The sequence below is a fragment of the Mesorhizobium sp. WSM4848 genome (assembly GCF_055811375.1).
This window is the reverse complement of the sequence record NZ_JBVVPX010000052.1, coordinates 1-17,145: the sequence shown is the minus strand read 5'-3', so window position 1 is coordinate 17,145 and position 17,145 is coordinate 1. Positions and strand designations below refer to the sequence as shown.

General features: G+C 60.6%; 20 protein-coding genes. 17 read left to right on the top strand and 3 right to left on the bottom strand.

Translation table 11 applies throughout. The features are described 5' to 3' along the window. Positions 1-132: 132 nt before the first annotated feature. The 3 genes from AC0L16_RS31010 to AC0L16_RS31000 all read left to right on the top strand — a co-directional run bounded on the left by AC0L16_RS31010 (position 133) and on the right by AC0L16_RS31000 (position 2,779). Positions 133-858 (top strand): LuxR family transcriptional regulator, encoded by a 726-nt coding sequence (locus AC0L16_RS31010; RefSeq protein ID WP_473625312.1) that lies wholly within the window; start codon positions 133-135, stop codon positions 856-858. 94 nt (positions 859-952) lie between these two features. Then, complete coding sequence (locus tag AC0L16_RS31005) at positions 953-1,582, top strand: acyl-homoserine-lactone synthase (protein ID WP_065010610.1); 630 nt, start codon at positions 953-955, stop codon at positions 1,580-1,582. A gap of 942 nt (positions 1,583-2,524) precedes the next feature. Then, entirely contained in the window at positions 2,525-2,779 is a 255-nt protein-coding gene (locus AC0L16_RS31000; RefSeq protein WP_473625288.1) for a helix-turn-helix domain-containing protein, read from the top strand. Between the two features lie 373 nt (positions 2,780-3,152). Here AC0L16_RS31000 and AC0L16_RS30995 read toward each other — a convergent pair whose 3' ends face one another. The 3 genes from AC0L16_RS30995 to AC0L16_RS30985 all read right to left on the bottom strand — a co-directional run bounded on the left by AC0L16_RS30995 (position 3,153) and on the right by AC0L16_RS30985 (position 5,108). Then, complete coding sequence (locus AC0L16_RS30995; protein WP_473625287.1) at positions 3,153-3,311, bottom strand: hypothetical protein; 159 nt, start codon at positions 3,309-3,311, stop codon at positions 3,153-3,155. 212 nt (positions 3,312-3,523) lie between these two features. Beyond that, positions 3,524-4,159, bottom strand: coding sequence for a 5,6-dimethylbenzimidazole synthase (gene bluB / locus AC0L16_RS30990; RefSeq protein ID WP_473625285.1), 636 nt, complete (start codon positions 4,157-4,159; stop codon positions 3,524-3,526). A gap of 559 nt (positions 4,160-4,718) precedes the next feature. Next, complete coding sequence (locus AC0L16_RS30985) at positions 4,719-5,108, bottom strand: hypothetical protein (RefSeq protein ID WP_473532505.1); 390 nt, start codon at positions 5,106-5,108, stop codon at positions 4,719-4,721. A 494-nt stretch (positions 5,109-5,602) separates the two neighbouring features. On the opposite strand from AC0L16_RS30985, the gene queC reads away from it, so the two are divergent. From queC to AC0L16_RS30915, 14 genes are all read left to right on the top strand, one after another. Further along, positions 5,603-6,301: a 7-cyano-7-deazaguanine synthase QueC gene (gene queC, locus AC0L16_RS30980; RefSeq protein WP_473625284.1), complete on the top strand. Its 699-nt coding sequence runs from the start codon at positions 5,603-5,605 to the stop codon at positions 6,299-6,301. Continuing rightward, positions 6,301-6,657 carry a 6-carboxytetrahydropterin synthase QueD gene (queD, locus tag AC0L16_RS30975; RefSeq protein ID WP_473625283.1) on the top strand — a complete coding sequence of 119 codons (357 nt, stop codon included), beginning with the start codon at positions 6,301-6,303 and terminating at the stop codon, positions 6,655-6,657. Before queC ends, queD begins: the two co-directional genes overlap by 1 nt. Then, on the top strand, positions 6,654-7,388 hold the full coding sequence (gene queE / locus AC0L16_RS30970; protein ID WP_473625310.1) for a 7-carboxy-7-deazaguanine synthase QueE: 735 nt from the start codon (positions 6,654-6,656) through the stop codon (positions 7,386-7,388). Before queD ends, queE begins: the two co-directional genes overlap by 4 nt. A gap of 738 nt (positions 7,389-8,126) precedes the next feature. Beyond that, a complete protein-coding gene (locus AC0L16_RS30965; RefSeq protein ID WP_473625282.1) occupies positions 8,127-9,386 on the top strand; it encodes a glycosyltransferase family 9 protein in 1,260 nt (419 codons plus the stop codon). A 421-nt stretch (positions 9,387-9,807) separates the two neighbouring features. After that, the gene (locus AC0L16_RS30960; protein ID WP_473625280.1) at positions 9,808-10,803 is read left to right on the top strand and encodes a cation:dicarboxylate symporter family transporter; all 996 of its coding nucleotides are present in this window, start codon (positions 9,808-9,810) and stop codon (positions 10,801-10,803) included. Between the two features lie 314 nt (positions 10,804-11,117). Further along, positions 11,118-11,834 carry a DsbA family protein gene (locus tag AC0L16_RS30955; protein ID WP_473625279.1) on the top strand — a complete coding sequence of 239 codons (717 nt, stop codon included), beginning with the start codon at positions 11,118-11,120 and terminating at the stop codon, positions 11,832-11,834. Positions 11,835-12,234: 400 nt separating this feature from the next. Beyond that, a complete protein-coding gene (locus AC0L16_RS30950; protein ID WP_473625277.1) occupies positions 12,235-13,221 on the top strand; it encodes an ArdC family protein in 987 nt (328 codons plus the stop codon). A gap of 144 nt (positions 13,222-13,365) precedes the next feature. Then, positions 13,366-13,785: a DUF2958 domain-containing protein gene (locus AC0L16_RS30945; protein WP_473611710.1), complete on the top strand. Its 420-nt coding sequence runs from the start codon at positions 13,366-13,368 to the stop codon at positions 13,783-13,785. Between the two features lie 77 nt (positions 13,786-13,862). Then, positions 13,863-14,153 (top strand): ParB N-terminal domain-containing protein, encoded by a 291-nt coding sequence (locus tag AC0L16_RS30940; protein ID WP_473625276.1) that lies wholly within the window; start codon positions 13,863-13,865, stop codon positions 14,151-14,153. 123 nt (positions 14,154-14,276) lie between these two features. After that, positions 14,277-14,591 (top strand): hypothetical protein, encoded by a 315-nt coding sequence (locus tag AC0L16_RS30935; RefSeq protein WP_473625274.1) that lies wholly within the window; start codon positions 14,277-14,279, stop codon positions 14,589-14,591. A 534-nt stretch (positions 14,592-15,125) separates the two neighbouring features. Continuing rightward, positions 15,126-15,449 carry a DUF736 domain-containing protein gene (locus tag AC0L16_RS30930; protein WP_065010508.1) on the top strand — a complete coding sequence of 108 codons (324 nt, stop codon included), beginning with the start codon at positions 15,126-15,128 and terminating at the stop codon, positions 15,447-15,449. A 177-nt stretch (positions 15,450-15,626) separates the two neighbouring features. Then, complete coding sequence (locus AC0L16_RS30925; RefSeq protein WP_473479475.1) at positions 15,627-15,896, top strand: helix-turn-helix transcriptional regulator; 270 nt, start codon at positions 15,627-15,629, stop codon at positions 15,894-15,896. Further along, positions 15,893-16,441, top strand: a complete 549-nt coding sequence (locus AC0L16_RS30920; protein ID WP_473625273.1) for a S26 family signal peptidase — start codon at positions 15,893-15,895, stop codon at positions 16,439-16,441. The genes AC0L16_RS30925 and AC0L16_RS30920 overlap by 4 nt, the downstream gene beginning before the upstream one ends. Then, positions 16,429-17,112: a lytic transglycosylase domain-containing protein gene (locus AC0L16_RS30915; RefSeq protein ID WP_473625271.1), complete on the top strand. Its 684-nt coding sequence runs from the start codon at positions 16,429-16,431 to the stop codon at positions 17,110-17,112. The genes AC0L16_RS30920 and AC0L16_RS30915 overlap by 13 nt, the downstream gene beginning before the upstream one ends. Positions 17,113-17,145 lie beyond the last annotated feature (33 nt).

The following is a 17,145-nucleotide window of genomic DNA, read 5'->3' as shown; positions in this document are numbered from 1 at the left end:
CATTAACCAAAGTAGCAGAGCAATACCGGCGACTAAACTGACGAACTCGCACACGTTGCCTCGATCGCCAATCATTTAGACCAAGGTCTCCGCCTGCAATCGAGCAACGGCACGGAGGTTATGCAAGCGCAGATGCATCGCGTGTTTGAAGATTTCCTTGAGCAACTCTCCGAAAGCGTCGATGCTGTCGATCTGTGTGAGGCAATGGCGTCTGCCGCAGCCGCATTCGACTTTCCGCTCTTCGCCTATTTCAGTTACCCGTCGGCCTCCGGCCAGAGGCCGCGCTTGATTTCAAATTATCCTTCATCCTGGACATCACACTATATGCAAATGCGCTACCACAGCCATGATCCGGTCATCCTGCGCGGGCTTCAAGGCTGGGACATCTTTGATTGGGGTGTGGATCGACCTCGGCAACATCTCGCGGCTTCACAGCAACAGATTCTGGAAGAAGCAGCTCGATTTGGCATTCGTGGCGGATTGACCATGTCGATGCACGACCATCGCGGCCGCTTTGCGGCGCTGACCTTCGCTTCCGACCAGTCCCGTCCGCCTCTCTTGCGGTCACTGACACGTTACGAAAAGGCATTGCAGCTGGTCGCGATCAGCTTTCATATATATGCCCGGCGCAGGCTCGCCGAAGATTGCGTGGTGGATGGCGTAATCCTGACCCCGCGAGAATTCGAATGCTTGAAATGGGCGGCGCGCGGTAAGTCCGCCTGGGATATCAGCCAGATCCTCGGCGTCTCGAAACGCACCGTGACCTTCCATCTGGAAAACGCCAAGGCAAAGCTTGGCGTGCGAACCATAAACCAGGGCGTAGCACGGCTGACTGCTTCCCGTCAGTGGAGATCCTGACTCCTTTTATTGGAAAGCTGTAAAGGTCTACAGGCTGCATCAATGTCGGCTTTCCTCTTCGATAGCGGGAACACATCCTGCAAGGAGGCGACAGATGATGCAGCTGATAACACCTGAGCTCTACGGCGAGTTTCCAAACGAGCTCAACGAAATGCACGGGCTCAGGCATCGGGTCTTCAAGGAAAGGCTGGATTGGGAAGTTCAGACCGAAAGCGAGATGGAAACAGACGCATTTGATAGCCTGAACCCCGTCTATCTGCTTCTCAAGGGATCCGACTGGCGAATTTGCGGTTGCGTCCGTCTTTTACCGACTACCGGACCGACAATGTTGCGCGACACCTTTCCGATGCTGCTGGGGGAGACTGCGGCGCCCGCGAGTGCCCGCATTTGGGAGAGCAGTCGTTTCGCACTCGATCTCCCTCCATCAGCGCCTAAGTCTGGCGGACTGGCGCAAGCAACCTACGAGCTCTTCGCCGGCATGATCGAATTCGGCTTGGCGAACAATCTCACTCGGATTGTGACAGTGACCGATACGCGCATGGAACGGATCCTGCGTCTCGCAACGTGGCCGTTGTCGCGCATCGGACAGCCGAAGCCGGTTGGTAACACGGAGGCGGTCGCCGGTTTTCTCGAGATTTCCCACGCTAGCCTCAAGCGCATCCGCTGGAGGGGACGTCTGAACGGACCTGTATTATGGCAACCGGTTCTCGGCCTGTCGGCCTAGCGCTTAACGATGCTCAGCCTGACCAATGCTCCTGCCCGCGGGCGCTACGTACGGTTGATATGCTGGCCGGACGGCGTAGTGCGAAGCTTACGACTATTCCGGTCGATTCCCCCGCACGACCTGGGCCCAGGAAGTTTTTAGGTGCAATCCGCAATTCCAGCGTTACCACGCCAAATGGCGCGCCCCGCCGCAGACACCCGAGTTTTTGGACGCCGTAAAAGCCCGGATTTCTTTACGCCGCAAAAAAGCAGCAACCCCGGAATCGTTCACAGAGCAGCCAAGGCCTGCACCGCTGGACGATTGCTCCTCTCAGCGGTGCCTTCTGGTACCAAAAAAGCCCCGGCGCTGGGTCGATGCGCCGGGGCTTTGGGCACGTACGAGCTACACCAACATGTCCGCTTGTGAACGTGCGCTAATAAAGTGAACGAATGGTGAATCGCGCAATAGCTCGCCAAACGGGGTTCGTGTTCATGCTCCCATGTAAGAAGTGTTGCTGGCATGGATCAACGCTGCCGTAGGCCTAAGAGCGCACGCGTTGCGGCGATGTCGGTCATGCCGTCCCTTCGCAACTCGATGCCCGAACACGGCGCAAGTGGCTCCATGTTCCAGGGCGAATGGTGCCTGATCGGCTGTACCGTACCAGTCGCTGCGCGACCCCGCCGGCTGACCATCGCTGAAGCTCTTGAGCAGGAACTCGATGCTTGCTGAGAATCCTCGGCCGTCGTGACAGGTTCCTTGCCATGTGGGAGCCAGCCATCCTAGGCAGGCAGGTTCTTCGGACTTGATCAGAACCAGTTGAACCGCCATATGCGCCAGTCAGGTGGCCCATGGACGAGACGGACTCGGTAGAATTGATGTCCATTTGTTTGACTTGCTAGGAGCGCCAGGTCGGGAGGAACTCTCCCGAGTTGTCTGGCGCCTTTGCTCTCCTTCGAGGTGTATATGAAAGATTCGCGTATTCCCGAGCCAGTCTTGACGGCTATGTCGGAGGGGACCCACATTATCCGTGCTTATCGTGAGCACCTTGGATATTCCGTCGAGGATCTGGCGGTGGCGTGCGGGCTAGCCGCTGAGGAAATCCTGAACATTGAATCCGGTCTGAGATACAACAAGGGCTATCGAGATCGGATCGCGAAAACGCTGTCCCTACCAGCGGGAATTCTTGAGGCGGACCAGGACATATTGGACGCGGCCTGATCCAGGGGAAGACTTGTTGCCCGTTGGGTCTGTCGGGGAGCAGGTCGCGTAGCAATCAACTGAGTTGGTGTTCCGTTGGCTGTCTAGCATCTTGGAATCCGGCTTTCGCGCCGGCTTTCCCAGTTGTACCAGCGAGGCGCTTCTGAGTTACAGTCTTAACTCGCTTTGCCCCCTCGCATTTCTGGGCGAAGCATCTTGATCTTTTGGATGTTGGAGTCCCGTGCCACGCAAATTGCCCGAAGTGTATGTAAGGCGATGTAAGCGAACGCGAACTCGCTTCAGAAGCCGAGGACCGACACCATTGACCACATGAATGTCATCTGATGACGCAGCTGTCATAATGCAGCCCAGACCTCTACCGGCAGTTCCGCGCTCATTTGAATGCGTCATTCAAGACATTTGCCAATCTGGCTGCAGCAAGCGCTGCTTGGCTTTTCGCGACGTTGCGTGCATCAGTTTCGTAGGTTCGGCCGATCACTGACAAGGTGCCCTCACTCAGCACAGGATCCGCATAGGCGAACTTTCTTGCCAAGGACAAAACTCTCCTGCGCCCAGACATCCGGATCCAGCACCTTGGCCTTCGCTTGGTCGACCTGAAGCTTTGAAATACCAGCCTTGTCGTTTGCATCGAAGATCGCTCCGGGCACGAAACTAGCCACCGAACACTCGATCCCAATAAGCGTGCAGGTCTATTGTTTCCCCGCTGGCCGACACAAGGGGGGAGATGGCAACGTCGCCGTTGCGCTACCGCCTTATCACCATCGAAGCGCGCCGGACTTCCCAGCCTTCCCGTTCCAGTTCCGGCACGCCGTGGTTCTCGCAGGGGTAGCCGACGCAGAAGTAACCGATCAGCGTCCACTCCGGCGGCGCGTCCAGGATCGTCGCCATTTCGGCCGGGTCGAGGATCGAGACCCAGCCCATGCCTATTCCTTCGGCGCGCGCCGCCAGCCAAAAAGTATGGATCGCCATCACCGCCGAATATTCGATGGTCGCGGGCATGGTCAGGCGGCCGAGCCCATGTCCCTGTTGCGTCCCGCGGTCGGCGAAGACCGCGAATTGACAAGGCGCCTCGTTCAGGCCGGCAAGCTTCAGGCGCGCATAGAGCGCGGCGCGTTCCGCGCCGAACGATGCGAGCGCCTCCGCATTGCAGCGCTCGAAGCATGCCCTCACGGCGCCGCGGCATTCCGCGCTCTCGACCATGACGAAACGCCAAGGCTGGCTCAGCCCGACCGAGGGCGCAATGCTGGCGAGGTCAAGCAGCCGCTCCAGTGCGCCTTCGGGGAGCGGCGTCGGCCTGAATCGCCTGACATCCCGCCGCCACAGGAAGAGGTTGACCAGATCGGCGCGAAAATCGTCCGGGAATTCCGGGTCTGAGGTCATGGTGTCGTGCTGCCTTTGCCAAGGGAGTAGGGCAGTAAGGAAGTAGGCAGCAGGGCAGTAGGGCAGTAGGGCAGTAGGGCAGTAGGGCAGTAGGTTGTGTGCGTCAAGTTCTGCAAAGATGGCGTGGCATTAGCGGTGACGTTGGCGTGTCCGCAGCCCCCGTATTTAGCGGAGCGGCGGACATGGCGGGCCGCGTCTCAGGCGGCCAATGCCCTCAGGTTCTCCTTCTTGTGCTCGCGCAGATGATCCATGTCGAGGTAGCGGGTCGCCTCGAGCCAGTTCTCGTGGATCTCCACTGATTGCTCGCTTTTCCTGCTCGATTAACTGCAGAAGCGCCGCGTAATCGCCAAGCAGGCGCACCGGCGGATATTTTCGCGCAATCCCTGTAACGTGAAGGAGAAGGTAGGAGCGCGGCTCGTGCGCGTTAGGTATATCCGAACGTGTGCGGCAGATCGTAGCGCTCTCCCCGGACACATCCGCTCGCCACAGAGCCCTCGGTGGCCGGCCGCTCGGACGCGCAGGCGGATCCAAAAATCCACAGATGCATTCCGGTCATATGCTAGCTGCCAAGCATATGACCGGCATTTCGCAAGGCGCCTAGGAAGAGACCGGCATGGACGGTGACATCGATCTTGGCCTGCATTGACAGGGGCATGCCGGCCCAGTTCTCCAATGGCGAAATGAAATGTGAGAAAGTGCCATTGACCATGCAAGAGCGGGTAACAAGGCCTTGTCTGTCCAACGCGACCACGCCCGTCTGGTCGGCTCGATATCGGATGGCTGCGATCCGCTGGACCTCCGAGTCACCATCGACCCGCACGTCGAAAACCAGGACACCGTGGCTCCTCGTGGCTATCTCTGCGGCTTTTTGGTTGAAGCTTAGGGAGAGTGAGCGCACGCTTTCGACCGCCATCTGGAAAATCGCCAAATCCAGTTCATCCAACGCCATGTAGGCTATTGCGCGCAATATAGGGGTGATTGCAACGACGCACACGGCTTGTTCACAGGTGTCGGCTCACGACCAATCCGTTAGCTGGTTTTGCCACTCGGCCACCGACGGATTCGTGTTCCAGATCGAACTGATCCTGAAGCGGGGCGCGCGCACTGTCCTTGAACTTGGGCTTCTGCACTCCCGCCGTTAACGAATTCCGTTCCTTCCTCGTTGCTTCGCCAATTCGCGTGTGGCCTATGCAAGCATCCGTAACGCAGATTTGGATAGGTCAGCTTCTTTCCCAGCAATGCCTCGAGGTCGCTTCGCATCTGTCCTTCTGAGCATATGCCTGGGTTTGGACATCAATGAAAGAGCCCGCTGTCGGCGCCCGGTGCGCCACGGCATGTCAGCGAACAGACTCCACCGGGTTCACAAAGTTGACTCGCTGGGGTAGGGGGACCGCAGAGAAATCTCCGGTCGCAGCCTTACCCGGTCAAAACAAGGATACCACGATGAAGACTCTCGTCATCTGCTCCGGCGGATTGGACTCCGTTTCCCTTGCTCACAGCGTGGCAGCGGAGCACGAGCTCGCCGGCCTCCTGTCTTTCGATTACGGCCAACGGCACAGGAAAGAATTGGGCTTCGCCGCTCTCTGCGCGGAGCGACTGGACACTATGCACCAGATCATCAACATCCCCGAAATCGGCCGCGGCCTTTCCGGCTCAGCGCTCACCGATAATGTCGACGTGCCGGAGGGCCACTACGCCGAAGACACGATGAAGATCACGGTAGTGCCGAACCGGAACGCCATCATGTTGGCAATTGCCTTCGGTCTCGCCACCGCGCACAAGGCCGAAGCGGTGGCGATGGCCGTACATGGTGGGGACCATTTCATCTATCCAGATTGCCGTCCGGCCTTCATCGAAGCTTTCCAGATGATGCAAGACCGCGCGCTGGAAGGCTACGCAGAGATTCGCCTTTACACGCCTTACGTCAATCTCACGAAGGGCGACATCGTCCGGGATGGAGCAAGACACAGAACGCCATTTGCGGAGACCTGGTCGTGTTACAAGGGCGGCGAGCGTCACTGCGGACGGTGCGGGACCTGCGTGGAGCGGCGCGAGGCGTTTCATCTCGCGGGGCACGCTGATCCTACCGACTACGAAGACCCTGTCTTCTGGCTCGAGGCGCTGCGGAGGAGGAGCGCCTGATGTTCCGCATCACCAAGGAATTCCACTTCTCGGCCTCGCACCAACTCACCTCTTTGCCGCCGGATCATCAGTGCGCGCGCCTGCACGGGCATAACTACATCGTCGAAGTGGAACTTTCGGCGAAGGACCTGGACGCGCACGGCTTCGTGCGCGACTATCACGATCTGGCGCCGCTCAAACGCTATATCGACGAGAGCCTCGACCATCGGCACCTCAACGAGGTGCTGGGACATGAGAAAGTCACGGCGGAATACTTGGCCAGACATTTCTATGAATGGTGCAAGGCACGTCTGCCGGAAACCGCGGCCGTGCGGGTGAGCGAAACCCCGAAAACCTGGGCGGAATACCGGCCGTGACGGACACGTGTCCCGCAATCCGTGTGAGCGAGATATTTGGCCCCACGATCCAGGGCGAGGGAGTGCTCATCGGTTTGCCTACAGTCTTCATCAGAACCGGCGGGTGTGACTACCGGTGCTCCTGGTGCGACAGCCTCCATGCGGTGGACAGTCAATTCCGCCACGAATGGGAAATGATGCCAATCGATGCGGTGTGGCAAAGCGTCGTTGGGCTTTCCGGTGGCCGGCCAGTGATGGTGTCGCTGTCAGGCGGCAATCCGGCCATTCAGCCCTTCGGTGCGCTGATCGAGCGAGGCCATGGTGACGGTTACCGTTTTGCGCTGGAAACCCAGGGTTCGGTGGTCAGGGACTGGTTTGCGGATCTTGATGTGCTGGTTCTCAGCCCAAAGCCGCCGTCAAGCGAGATGAGGACGAACTGGGCTGCATTCGAGGCGTGCATAGAAGCAGCGCAGGAGAAGCCGCAAATCGTGCTCAAGCTCGTTGTTTTCGACGAGAATGACTACGCTTACGCCAAAGACGCCGCTGCGCGATTTCCGCGCCTTCCGGTCTATCTGCAACCCGGCAATCACACGCCACCGCGCCCTGGCAATGAAGACGCACCTGTCGACCTGGACGGAATAATAAAACGCATGGAGTGGCTTGTGGAAAAGGTGACACACGACAGGTGGTTCGAAGCACGCGTGTTGCCGCAGTTGCACGTTATGCTCTGGGGAAACAGGAGAGGCGTCTAGTCGCGCCTGTGCGGGAAATGCGCCCGCGGATTTTCGGTTCGACGGGTTGGCCGCCATTTGGCGGCGCTGCCGGGTACTTCCGGAGGTGCTCGATGCCGAGATGGTGCTGGGCGCTAAAGTGAGCGCGCACCGGAGCGGCTAGGCTACCGCTCCGCTGTATTGTGGCCGCAACCTTTGGCAGCCATCTATCCATGGCGTGGATGGGCTTCATCGAAACAAAGGATTTTATCAATCTTCCGGAATCTCGCATTGACCTTAGCACCGGACACATCGACCGTCCCTGCCTCTGTCGCGTGAAAAGGGACCCGAAAGGGGAAAATCTTTGCATGAGCTCAGACGTGCGCTGGAAATTGTCCTGGGAATGAGTTGCAGCAGGCCGACGATTTCGAATTGTCCGACCTCTCTTTCTCAGCGGTGTCTTTCCCCTCTCAGAACCGTTGAACGGCCGGCGTCACCTAGGCCTAACTCATTCAGGCCAGTCCGCACCTGCCTCTTCCCGCAAAGAAATTCGACAGCCCATCTTTCCTCATTGCCGTCGCTGTCGGCAAAGCTTCCGGACTGACCGGGGCTGACGCCGGAACTCCTCTTTCAGTTCGCAGACGCGAACACTGCAAGCCACCAGTCGGTTCAGAGTCGTTTGCCGCGTTAATTTGTCAACGCGGATAAGATTGGAAGCAATCCAACCTACACAGACATAACTAGGAAAGCAATGTTGTACGTATAACCTTCGGAATGGCAATGGGATACTTTACAAAGCGCGACACCAATCAAATTATATACCGCAGCTGGGAGGAGTCGGAACAGTCAAGCGCCAAGATGAGAATTTTGGCGCTTAAGCTTGATCGTGTCGGGGACTTTTGGATGTCTCTAGCGCCCCTGATGGACCTGCGTCAGCGCTTTGCGCAAGCCCACATTACGCTGGTGGTCGGAAGCTGGAACATCGACACTGCAAAACAGTTCAACCTCGCCGACGATTACGTTGCTTTTGACTTCTTTCCTCGCAACCCGAAGGTCGATACCCGCAAGAAAGCGGCCGACATACGGCCGCTGCTGACCGGCGAGTTTGATCTTGCCATTGATATGCGTGTCCCGGATGAGACACGGCCCATTTTGCTCGAAGTCCCCGCCAGGCATCGTGCGGCGATAGTTGATCCTTACGGAATGCATCAGATCGATATTGCGATAGCGCCATTCGATCTGAAATTGCGCAGAACCATCTTCTACAAGCTGGCCCAAAAAATAGGGATCGCCGACAAATTCCCTCGCACATGGCTTGATTGGTTCGTTGACCGTAAGCAGGTACGTCTCCAGCATGTGTCGGAAATCCTCCTCTTTCTGGTCGCAAAGGCAGCGGCCTGTTTCGACGCAGAAAGTGAAGCGGGCCGCCGACAGAGTTCGACAGAAGGCAAGTCCCCGATCGTCGTGGCTCCGTTTTCGAATTCCAGCCTGCGCGATTGGCCGATCGAAAACTTTGGCAAACTTGTCGCTGCTCTTTCTACCCGTAGTGAGGTGATCCTCGTCGGCCGTGGCGAAAGCCGGGATGCGCTTGAGGAGGTCGCGATGACAGCCCGCGACCGTGGAGCCGCGGAGATTCGAACGGCTGTCGACTTGTCAGAATTGGAATTCAATCATCTCATGAATTCGGCCGCGCTCGTGGTGTCGAACAATTCAGGCACTGGGCATGTCGCTGCCCAGCTTGGCCGCCCTACTGTCGGAATTTTCACCGCGTCACATCTACCGGAAATTTGGGGTTTCCGTGGTCCACTGGTCAGCATGCTTATGAGCGTTATTGAATGTCGGGGATGTGGTCTGGACAAAGTGCGGCGCTGTCCGGTCAAAGTCCGCTGCAAGTTCGACATCACGCCCGATCTGGTGATTGCCGAGGTAGACGCCTTGATGAATTATTGTAAGGGGCGGGACAAACTTATTGTGGCTCGCGGGCGGTGCGGCCAGAACGACGATCGCGCGCGAAGAGGCAGCTCAGGGCCCATGCCGTAACCCGGCCGGTCGATTACTCCATCTGTGGAGCGCCAGACTATACGGATCGCGGTAGCGATCCCCTGTCGACAGCGGTGTTTGATATCCGACAAGCTCAGCCGACTGGGCGATGGCTTGGACATAGCCATAGCCAGATGTCGACCATCTAGATCCCGATCGCAGCCACCAAGGCAAACAGGTTGCCTCGACGACCTTTCGGCCGCTGCCAGGCCGCATGTCCGCCGACGGTCTGCCTTGTTTTTAAGAGGGCACGCGGCTGCGGGGAATGCGGCACTGCGTGAGAGGTCCTGCGCGTTATCGCGCCGCCGCTGCTTGGCACGGCACTTGCGCCCGAGATGGCAGCAGCGTTCGACCGGAGCGTCGCCAGTGAGAGGCCTTGAAGCGAGGAAGAGCCCGACCCGATCCGGCAGGGAGAGAAACGGTGTTAGCTCCACAAGTCCACAGCGCGAACGCCGGGCCTCGTAAGCCCCATATTGCGCGGCTTTACGTTCAGGTGCTTGCCGCCGTCGCCCTTGGCGTCGCTGTTGGCTTTTTCTATCCGGCGACCGGAGAGGCTCTGAAGCCGCTCGGCGATGCTTTCATCAGGCTCGTGAAGATCATCATCGCGCCTGTCATCTTCCTGACAATTGCAACCGGCATCGGCGGCATGAACGATCTCAAGAAGGTCGGCCGGGTCGCCGGCAAGGCAATGATCTATTTCCTCACCTTCTCGAGCCTCGCATTGATTGTCGGTCTCGTTGTCGCAAATGTCGTTCAGCCAGGTGCCGGCCTCAACATCGATCCAGCCTTGCTCGATGCTCAGGCCGTGAAGGGCTATGCGGCGAAGATCCACGAGCAGTTCGTGACCGGCTTGCTGATGCCGTCAATCGTCGGTGCCTTCGCCGAAGGCGACATCATGCAGGTCCTGTTCTTCTCGGTCCTGTTCGGCATCGCTCTGGCGATGGTCGGCGACACGGGCAAGCCTGTGCTTTCTTTGCTTCAGGCGGTCCTTGCGCCGGTGTTTAAGCTGGTCGGCATTCTGATGAGGGCCGCGCCCGTCGAAGGGGCGAGCGCCAGGCGTTCGGTCGTGGGCCTCGGCATCCCCGCCGGATATTCATTCAATCTGCACGGCACCAATATCTACATGACGCTGGCCCCCCTCTTCCTCGCCGAGGCGACGAACACGGATCTGTCGATCGGCGGTCGGATCCTGCTGCTGTTCGTCGCCTTGCTCTCTTCGAAGGGAACAACTCGCATTACCGGTGCGGGCCTCCTCACGTTGGCTGCAGCGCTCTTTGTCGTTCCGACCGCCCCAGCTGCCGGCGCGACGCTTATTCTTCGCGTCGACCACTTTGTGTCGGAGTGCCGTGTGCTGACCATTTTTCTCGGCAACGCAGTGGGAAGGCTCGTTGTCGCCCGGAGCAGGCGAGCCGGATGATGGACGATTGGCAAAGGCTCTCACGAGCGGGTCCTTCGGCGCTCGGGCGTTCGTTGAAGGGCAGATCGCCCGGCGTGATGACCGGTGGTCTCGGCTGGCAACTCGCGAACGCCGCTCAGCTATTGCAGTCAGCCCATTGGAGCGAAGCCGTCATAAAGCAACCGCCAGATGGCGCCGGCATCGACATTGTGAGCCTCCCCCGCGACTGCCGATACTGCGGGAAGTGCCGGGCAAGCGATCCAAAGCGACGACCAACTTTCACGCCAAAAGGCCAGCCGTTGCTGCCCCGTTAACGGCTGATTGGAGCCCGACCCATGTCAAAGCAAAACGCCGTCCTTGTCGCCGTAATCGGTTTTTTAGTCCTCGCCCTGTCCGTGCTGGGTACGCTAAGGCGACAGCCAGATAGGTTGACGACCTGCAACGGCTCGGAGATGAACGCCTTGCTCGCGGCGGACTTGAGGATACTCATTCCGCAGCATCGCGACGCACTCCTCAACGACCTCGCCTCGCCAGTCGCCGGCAATCCGCAGGGCGACGTCCCTTTGGTCTCATTCCTCGACTACAACTGCCCGCTGTGCAAGGAAATGGACCTCATTCTCCAGCAAGCCCTCAAGCATGATCCCAATCTGAGGATTGTGCGTAAACAGCTCCCGGTCCTGGGACCTGCTTCCGAATTCGCCGCGCGTGCGGCGCTCGCCTCCCACAAACAGGGAAAATATGAGGCGTTTAATCGCGCCCTTTTTGCTTTTCCTGGCTTGGTGAACCAAAGAACCACCCTAGTCATTGCGGCACGTCTCGGCCTCGATGTTGAGCAGCTCAAGCGGGATATGGAAGGCCCGGCCATCACCGAAGCCATCGCACGCGATCGCGCGCTCGCGAACGAGCTGTACATCACTGGCACGCCGGCGTTGGTGGTCGGCGACGAAGTGATAGCCGGGGTGGTAGAGACGGCCGGGCTGCGAAGCTGCATCGCCGATGTGCGCGCAAACGCCAAGGTTCAGTCTTCCACAGCTGCAAAATGGGCATTTTGACCGCATCAACTGCTCTCGGGACCAGAGTCCTGAGCGCCCGCGCGCCTGAAGGCGCGCGCCGGGTGCTCGTGCACCGAGCCCGCTTTTTCTTCGACAGGCTCAGGCGGTCTCGGCCATCCGGCTTCGCCCCCTGACGCGGGCAGCCTGTCGGCTGCTGACGGTCGCCGGCCAGCTGGCCGGCGTCGATTTTTGTGGTGGCCTTCCCCGGTGGCACGGGGTGGGCGGCACTCCCTTCTAGGCCAGCCGCGGCATCCCGCAACCCTCCGCTTGCCGCTCCGGGTCCTCCTCTTCGTTCCGGTCCTTCGGATGCGGTCCGCCTTCTACGGCGGGCCTTTTCGGTCGCTTTCGCCGCCCACCCCGCTTCCGGGGAGGGCGCGATTGGCGAATGGAGGACCAGACAATGCGTGCAAACAACAAGCGTTCCGGCAGCCGAGGGGCTGGCTCGGGCAAGGGCGGGCGCTCAGGCGCCAGCCTCTACCAGGAGATCACAGACCGCATCGTTGCCGAACTGGAGCGCGGCACCGTGCCATGGGTCAAGCCCTGGGGCAGGGCAAAGGCAGCCCTTGGCCTGCCCAGGAATGCAGCCACCCAGCGCCGCTATTCCGGCATCAATATCCTGATCCTGTGGGGCGCCGTCATCGAGCGCTCATACCCGAGCCAGAACTGGCTCACGTTCCGGCAGGCGCTTGCCCTTGGCGGCAATGTCAGGAAGGGCGAGCGCGGCACGACCATCGTTCACGCTGACCGCTTTATTCCCAAGGACGAAAAGGAACGCGCCAAGGCCGATGGCGACGAACCGCAGGCCGTGCCTTTCTTGAAGCGCTTTACCGTCTTCAATGTCGCGCAGTGCGACAATCTTCCCGACGATCTCCATGCCGCCGCCGAGCCGCTGCCCGCGCGCGAAATCGTCCCGCAGGCCGAGCAACTTATTCGCAGAAGCGGTGCGGATTTCCGTATCGGTGGCGATCGCGCTTTCTACATGCCCGGCAGCGACACCATCCAGGTGCCGCCCCAGCCGGCTTTCTTCCACCAGATCGACTACTACCGGACCTGCTTTCACGAGCTTGGCCACTGGACCGGCCACCCGACGCGACTCGCGCGCGACCTGTCAGGCTCATTCGGTTCCAAGGCCTATGCGCGCGAGGAATTGGTCGCCGAGATGGCCGCAGCCTTCATCTGCAGCAGTCTCGGTATCGAGCCGACCGTGCGCCATTCCGATTACATCGGCTCATGGCTGACGGTTCTGCGCGAGGACAATCGCGCCATTTTCCGCGCCGCCAGCCATGCCTCGAATGCCGCCGATTTGCTGCTTGGTCTCAATGCCGACGTCGAAAGCGAGGCGAATGCCGAGATCGAAGGTGAGGCGAATGCCGAGATCGCCGCGTGAGCGCGCTCCATCGCCATGCGCGAGCGCCTTGCGCTGCTGACGGCGCGCCGATGCGCGCCCGCGAGCGGCGCACCAGCCGCTCGTATCCGCCTGTTTCAAAAAGCCGCACTCAATCAGCCCGAACCGTCTTGAAGGAATTCCGCAATGATCCTGATCACCGATGAACTGCGCGCCCGGCTCCTCGCCAACGGCGCTGCCGACACCGAAACCGACCACGCACCGGTCGTGAAACTGTTCGATCCGGCCGGTCCTGCGATCTGGCTCCTGACCGAACTCGATGCAGACGGCGACACGCTGTTCGGCCTTTGCGACCTCGGCTTCGGCTTCCCTGAACTCGGCAGCGTCAGCCTTGCCGAACTCGAATCCATCAAGGGTCCGCTCGGACTGGGCATCGAGCGCGACCTTTATTTCATAGCGCGTTTTCCGCTGTCCGTTTATGCGGAGGCCGCGCGCAGCGCCGGCCAGATCACCGAAGCCGAGCGGCTTCTGCGGCAGGCAGCGGAAGCACTTGCCAAATCCCATTCCGAGCTTCCGCCAGACGCGGCGGAGCCAGAGCGCCGCTAGGCGCAAACCCGTCCCCGCCGCATCGGCCTTCGGTCTTTCCGGCGGGGACAATCGCACCCCAAACGAAGGAGAAAGACATGAAGCTTGCCCATATTCCGCTCGACCGACTGAATATTTCCGCCGTCAACATGCGCCACGGAAAACGCGCGCCCGACCTGTCCGACATTCTGCCGTCCGTCCGCGCGCGCGGCGTCCTCGTGCCGCTTCTGGCGCGGCCCAACGGCTCGCCGGAAAGCTTCGAGATCGTCGCCGGACGGCGCGCTATTTCGCCGCAAAATCGCTCGCCGACGAGCGAAGTAAAGCCGATCCCTTGCCCTGCGCGATCATGGAGGCTGGCGAGGACGCCGATGCCCTCGAAGCCTCGTTGATCGAGAACGTGGCCCGCCTCGACTCCGACGAAGTGTCGCAATGGGAGACGTTCTCACGGCTGATCAGAGAGGGCCGCACAGTTTGCGGAGATCGCCGGCACCTTCGGCATTACGGAGCTTCAGGTGAGCGCATTCTGGCCCTTGGCGAACCGCTGCCCAAAATCCGCGAAGCCTGTCGGCGGGACGAAATCGACACCGAACAATTCCATGCTTGCCGAAGTCGGCGGCAAACATGTCGCGGACGGCAGTGTCGCCGAAAAGGTGAAGACGCAAAAGAAGATCATCCGCGACTTTCTTTCGGGCGATAACGGCCGCAGACAAGTCGAGACCTGGCTGCCGTGCTGGATGAAATTCCCGGTCGAAAGCTACACTGATCGAGGCGGCTTCCGCACCGCCGATCAATGGGCACGGGTCAGGTCGCCGTTCGTCTGCGAATAGCCTGTCACGGCCGGGCCGCGGCTTCTCGGCAGCAGCCCTTCGGCACTGAACCCCGGTCGCAGTGGCTGCATGTTCGAGCTTCCATTGCCCCGCATCGCGCACCAAAATCCAGGCCGGCAAACTCCTGATCCCCATGGATAGGTCCGCCCGCCCGATGCCTGATCTGCGCCCAACCTGCGGTCCCGATCTCGATCGGCGTGGGCACCTGATCAGCCGCAGGCCTTGTAAATTCCCGCCCCTCCTGCCTGGCTGTAGCGACCGCGTTTCCCACGATCTCCTGCTCTCTTCAAGGACCATTCCCCTGCGGCTGGCTTGTGACCTATGGGCGGATCCGGCCGCCCGAAACCCTCGCCGATCAGCTTTTTTCCCCGCCGCCTGCGGCGGCTTCCTCGCGCCGCTTCGCTTCAAAAAAGCTGCCCGCTCGGGTCCTCCGCTATCGCTTCGGCCCTGTCGGGTTCAGGCGGTCCGGACGCGCCCATTACGGTCCGCCATCGCAGGGGATGGTCCCCGGCGACAGCAAAAGGAGACTTCGAAATGACCGCGATCGGTTACGTCAACAAGCAGGAAAACGGCGGCTACAAGGGCCAGCTCAAGACGCTCAGCGTCCGCGCCGACATCGACATCGTCCCCAACCAGGCCAAGAGCGCCGACAACCATCCCGACTTCCGGGTGCTGACGCAAGGGGTCGAAGTTGGCGCCGGCTGGATCCGCACCGGCGAAACCTCCGGCAAGGACTATGTGAGCCTGTCGATTGCGGCGCCGGAGTTCGGACCGCGCAAGCTCTACGCCAATCTCGGCCGCGCCGCCGGCCAGGACGATGACGACACCTACGCCATCATCTGGAACCCGGCCGACTGATCGGCCGACCCGAGCCTCGCGCCCCAGCCGGCGCGGGGCTCATTCCCAGGCGCTCCAGCCAAACCCGTCCGCCCGAAAAGGCGGCGAAAACTCTCCCCCGGACTCTTCGCCCGTCCCGGAGGCGATCTCGCTCGCCCATCCTCGCCCTCGCTTGTCCGAAGCGAAACGAGGATCACCATGGACGACGAAAACGAACGCGCGGCCCGCGCCAAAAAGGGCAGTCCCTTTCTCAGCACAGCCCAAGCAGCCTTCTATATCGGGCTCTCCCAGCGCACCCTGGAAAAGATGCGGCTCACGGGCGGAGGCCCGAAATTCCGCAAGCACGGCCGCTATGTCCGCTACCATATCGACGAACTCGATGGATGGTCGAAAGGACACCCGCAGTACGCCGGTAACGAGGGTGGTGAGGCCGGTTCCGGCCAAGCCGGCCAGGGAGGCCGAGCATGAGCCGGCACCCTTCCATCCGTCTGATCGGCAGCCGCCTGCGGCGCCTCCAGGCACGCAAAACCATCGCCGCTGCCGTGATTGGACTGACCCTGATCGGCTTCGCCGGCACCGTCAAACCAAGGCCCTGGCTGGTCTGGAACGCCTCGGCCAGCGCGCCCGTCGGCCTCTATCGCCTCGGGTTTGCAGCACCGGCTCGGGGCGATCTGATGCTCGTCCGCCCGCCAGAATCGCTCGCCGAACTCGCCGCCGAACGCGGCTATCTGCCCAGCAACGTGCCGCTGGTAAAACGTCTTGCCGCGCTGCCGGGCGACGAAGTCTGCACCTTCAATGACGCGGTCATCATCGACGGCGAGATCGTTGCGCGACGGCTGGCGAAGGATACCAGAGGCCGCCCGCTGCCATGGTGGAACGGGTGCCGGACACTCGCCGACAACGAAATCTTCCTGCTCGGCACCGACGATATTCGGTCATTCGACAGCCGCTATTTCGGGCCGGTGCCGCGCGCAAATGTCGTCGGGAGGCTCGTGCCGCTATGGACCGAGTGACCCTCCTGATGTTCGGCATGATCGCCTTTGCGCCATGCGCCTGTTCCGCCTCGACCGGCGCTGAGCCGGTCGCCATCTCCCAAATTCCGCAGCTTCAAAGGTGGCACGAGTTCACAGACGAAGCAAGCAGACGCTTCCGTATTCCTCCCGCCTGGATTTACGCCGTCATGGATGCAGAAAGCGGCGGCAAGACCATGCTCGACGGCCGCCCAATTATCTCACGCGCGGGCGCAATGGGCCTCATGCAGGTGATGCCGGAAACGTATGAGGACATGCGTGCCGAATACGGTCTGGGAGCCGATCCGCACGATCCGCGAGACAATATTCTCGCCGGAACCGCCTATCTCAGCGCCATGTTTGACCGCTTCGGATTCCCCGGCCTGTTTGCCGCCTATAACGCAGGACCCGAGCGCTACGAAGAGCACTTGAAGCGTGGGAAGCCGCTGCCCAAGGAGACAGCTGCCTATCTTAAACAGCTCAGGGGGAAGGGGACTTCGGCGGACGACATTGATCAATTCGAAGGGGACTCCAAGGCGCCAAACAGCCAAAACGCTCCCTCCGGCCGCTCGCTCTTCTTCCTTCGTAACGGCGTTCGCGCCGGCGAAGCGAAAGGCGATCTCTTTGTGCCGCTGCGCGTCGATCGCGCTCGGACGAAACCGAATGGCGGGTGACTCGGCGAGCGGGCGGTTTTGCGGGGCGGGAAG

Coding starts and splice junctions, on each gene's coding strand:
- AC0L16_RS31010 (WP_473625312.1), top strand. CDS start 133: ATGCATCGCGTGTTTGAAGATTTCCTTGAGCAACTCTCCGAAAGCGTC.
- AC0L16_RS31005 (WP_065010610.1), top strand. CDS start 953: ATGATGCAGCTGATAACACCTGAGCTCTACGGCGAGTTTCCAAACGAG.
- AC0L16_RS31000 (WP_473625288.1), top strand. CDS start 2,525: ATGAAAGATTCGCGTATTCCCGAGCCAGTCTTGACGGCTATGTCGGAG.
- bluB (WP_473625285.1), bottom strand. CDS start 4,159: ATGACCTCAGACCCGGAATTCCCGGACGATTTTCGCGCCGATCTGGTC.
- AC0L16_RS30985 (WP_473532505.1), bottom strand. CDS start 5,108: ATGGCGTTGGATGAACTGGATTTGGCGATTTTCCAGATGGCGGTCGAA.
- queC (WP_473625284.1), top strand. CDS start 5,603: ATGAAGACTCTCGTCATCTGCTCCGGCGGATTGGACTCCGTTTCCCTT.
- queD (WP_473625283.1), top strand. CDS start 6,301: ATGTTCCGCATCACCAAGGAATTCCACTTCTCGGCCTCGCACCAACTC.
- AC0L16_RS30965 (WP_473625282.1), top strand. CDS start 8,127: ATGGGATACTTTACAAAGCGCGACACCAATCAAATTATATACCGCAGC.
- AC0L16_RS30955 (WP_473625279.1), top strand. CDS start 11,118: ATGTCAAAGCAAAACGCCGTCCTTGTCGCCGTAATCGGTTTTTTAGTC.
- AC0L16_RS30950 (WP_473625277.1), top strand. CDS start 12,235: ATGCGTGCAAACAACAAGCGTTCCGGCAGCCGAGGGGCTGGCTCGGGC.
- AC0L16_RS30945 (WP_473611710.1), top strand. CDS start 13,366: ATGATCCTGATCACCGATGAACTGCGCGCCCGGCTCCTCGCCAACGGC.
- AC0L16_RS30940 (WP_473625276.1), top strand. CDS start 13,863: ATGAAGCTTGCCCATATTCCGCTCGACCGACTGAATATTTCCGCCGTC.
- AC0L16_RS30930 (WP_065010508.1), top strand. CDS start 15,126: ATGACCGCGATCGGTTACGTCAACAAGCAGGAAAACGGCGGCTACAAG.
- AC0L16_RS30925 (WP_473479475.1), top strand. CDS start 15,627: ATGGACGACGAAAACGAACGCGCGGCCCGCGCCAAAAAGGGCAGTCCC.
- AC0L16_RS30920 (WP_473625273.1), top strand. CDS start 15,893: ATGAGCCGGCACCCTTCCATCCGTCTGATCGGCAGCCGCCTGCGGCGC.
- AC0L16_RS30915 (WP_473625271.1), top strand. CDS start 16,429: ATGGACCGAGTGACCCTCCTGATGTTCGGCATGATCGCCTTTGCGCCA.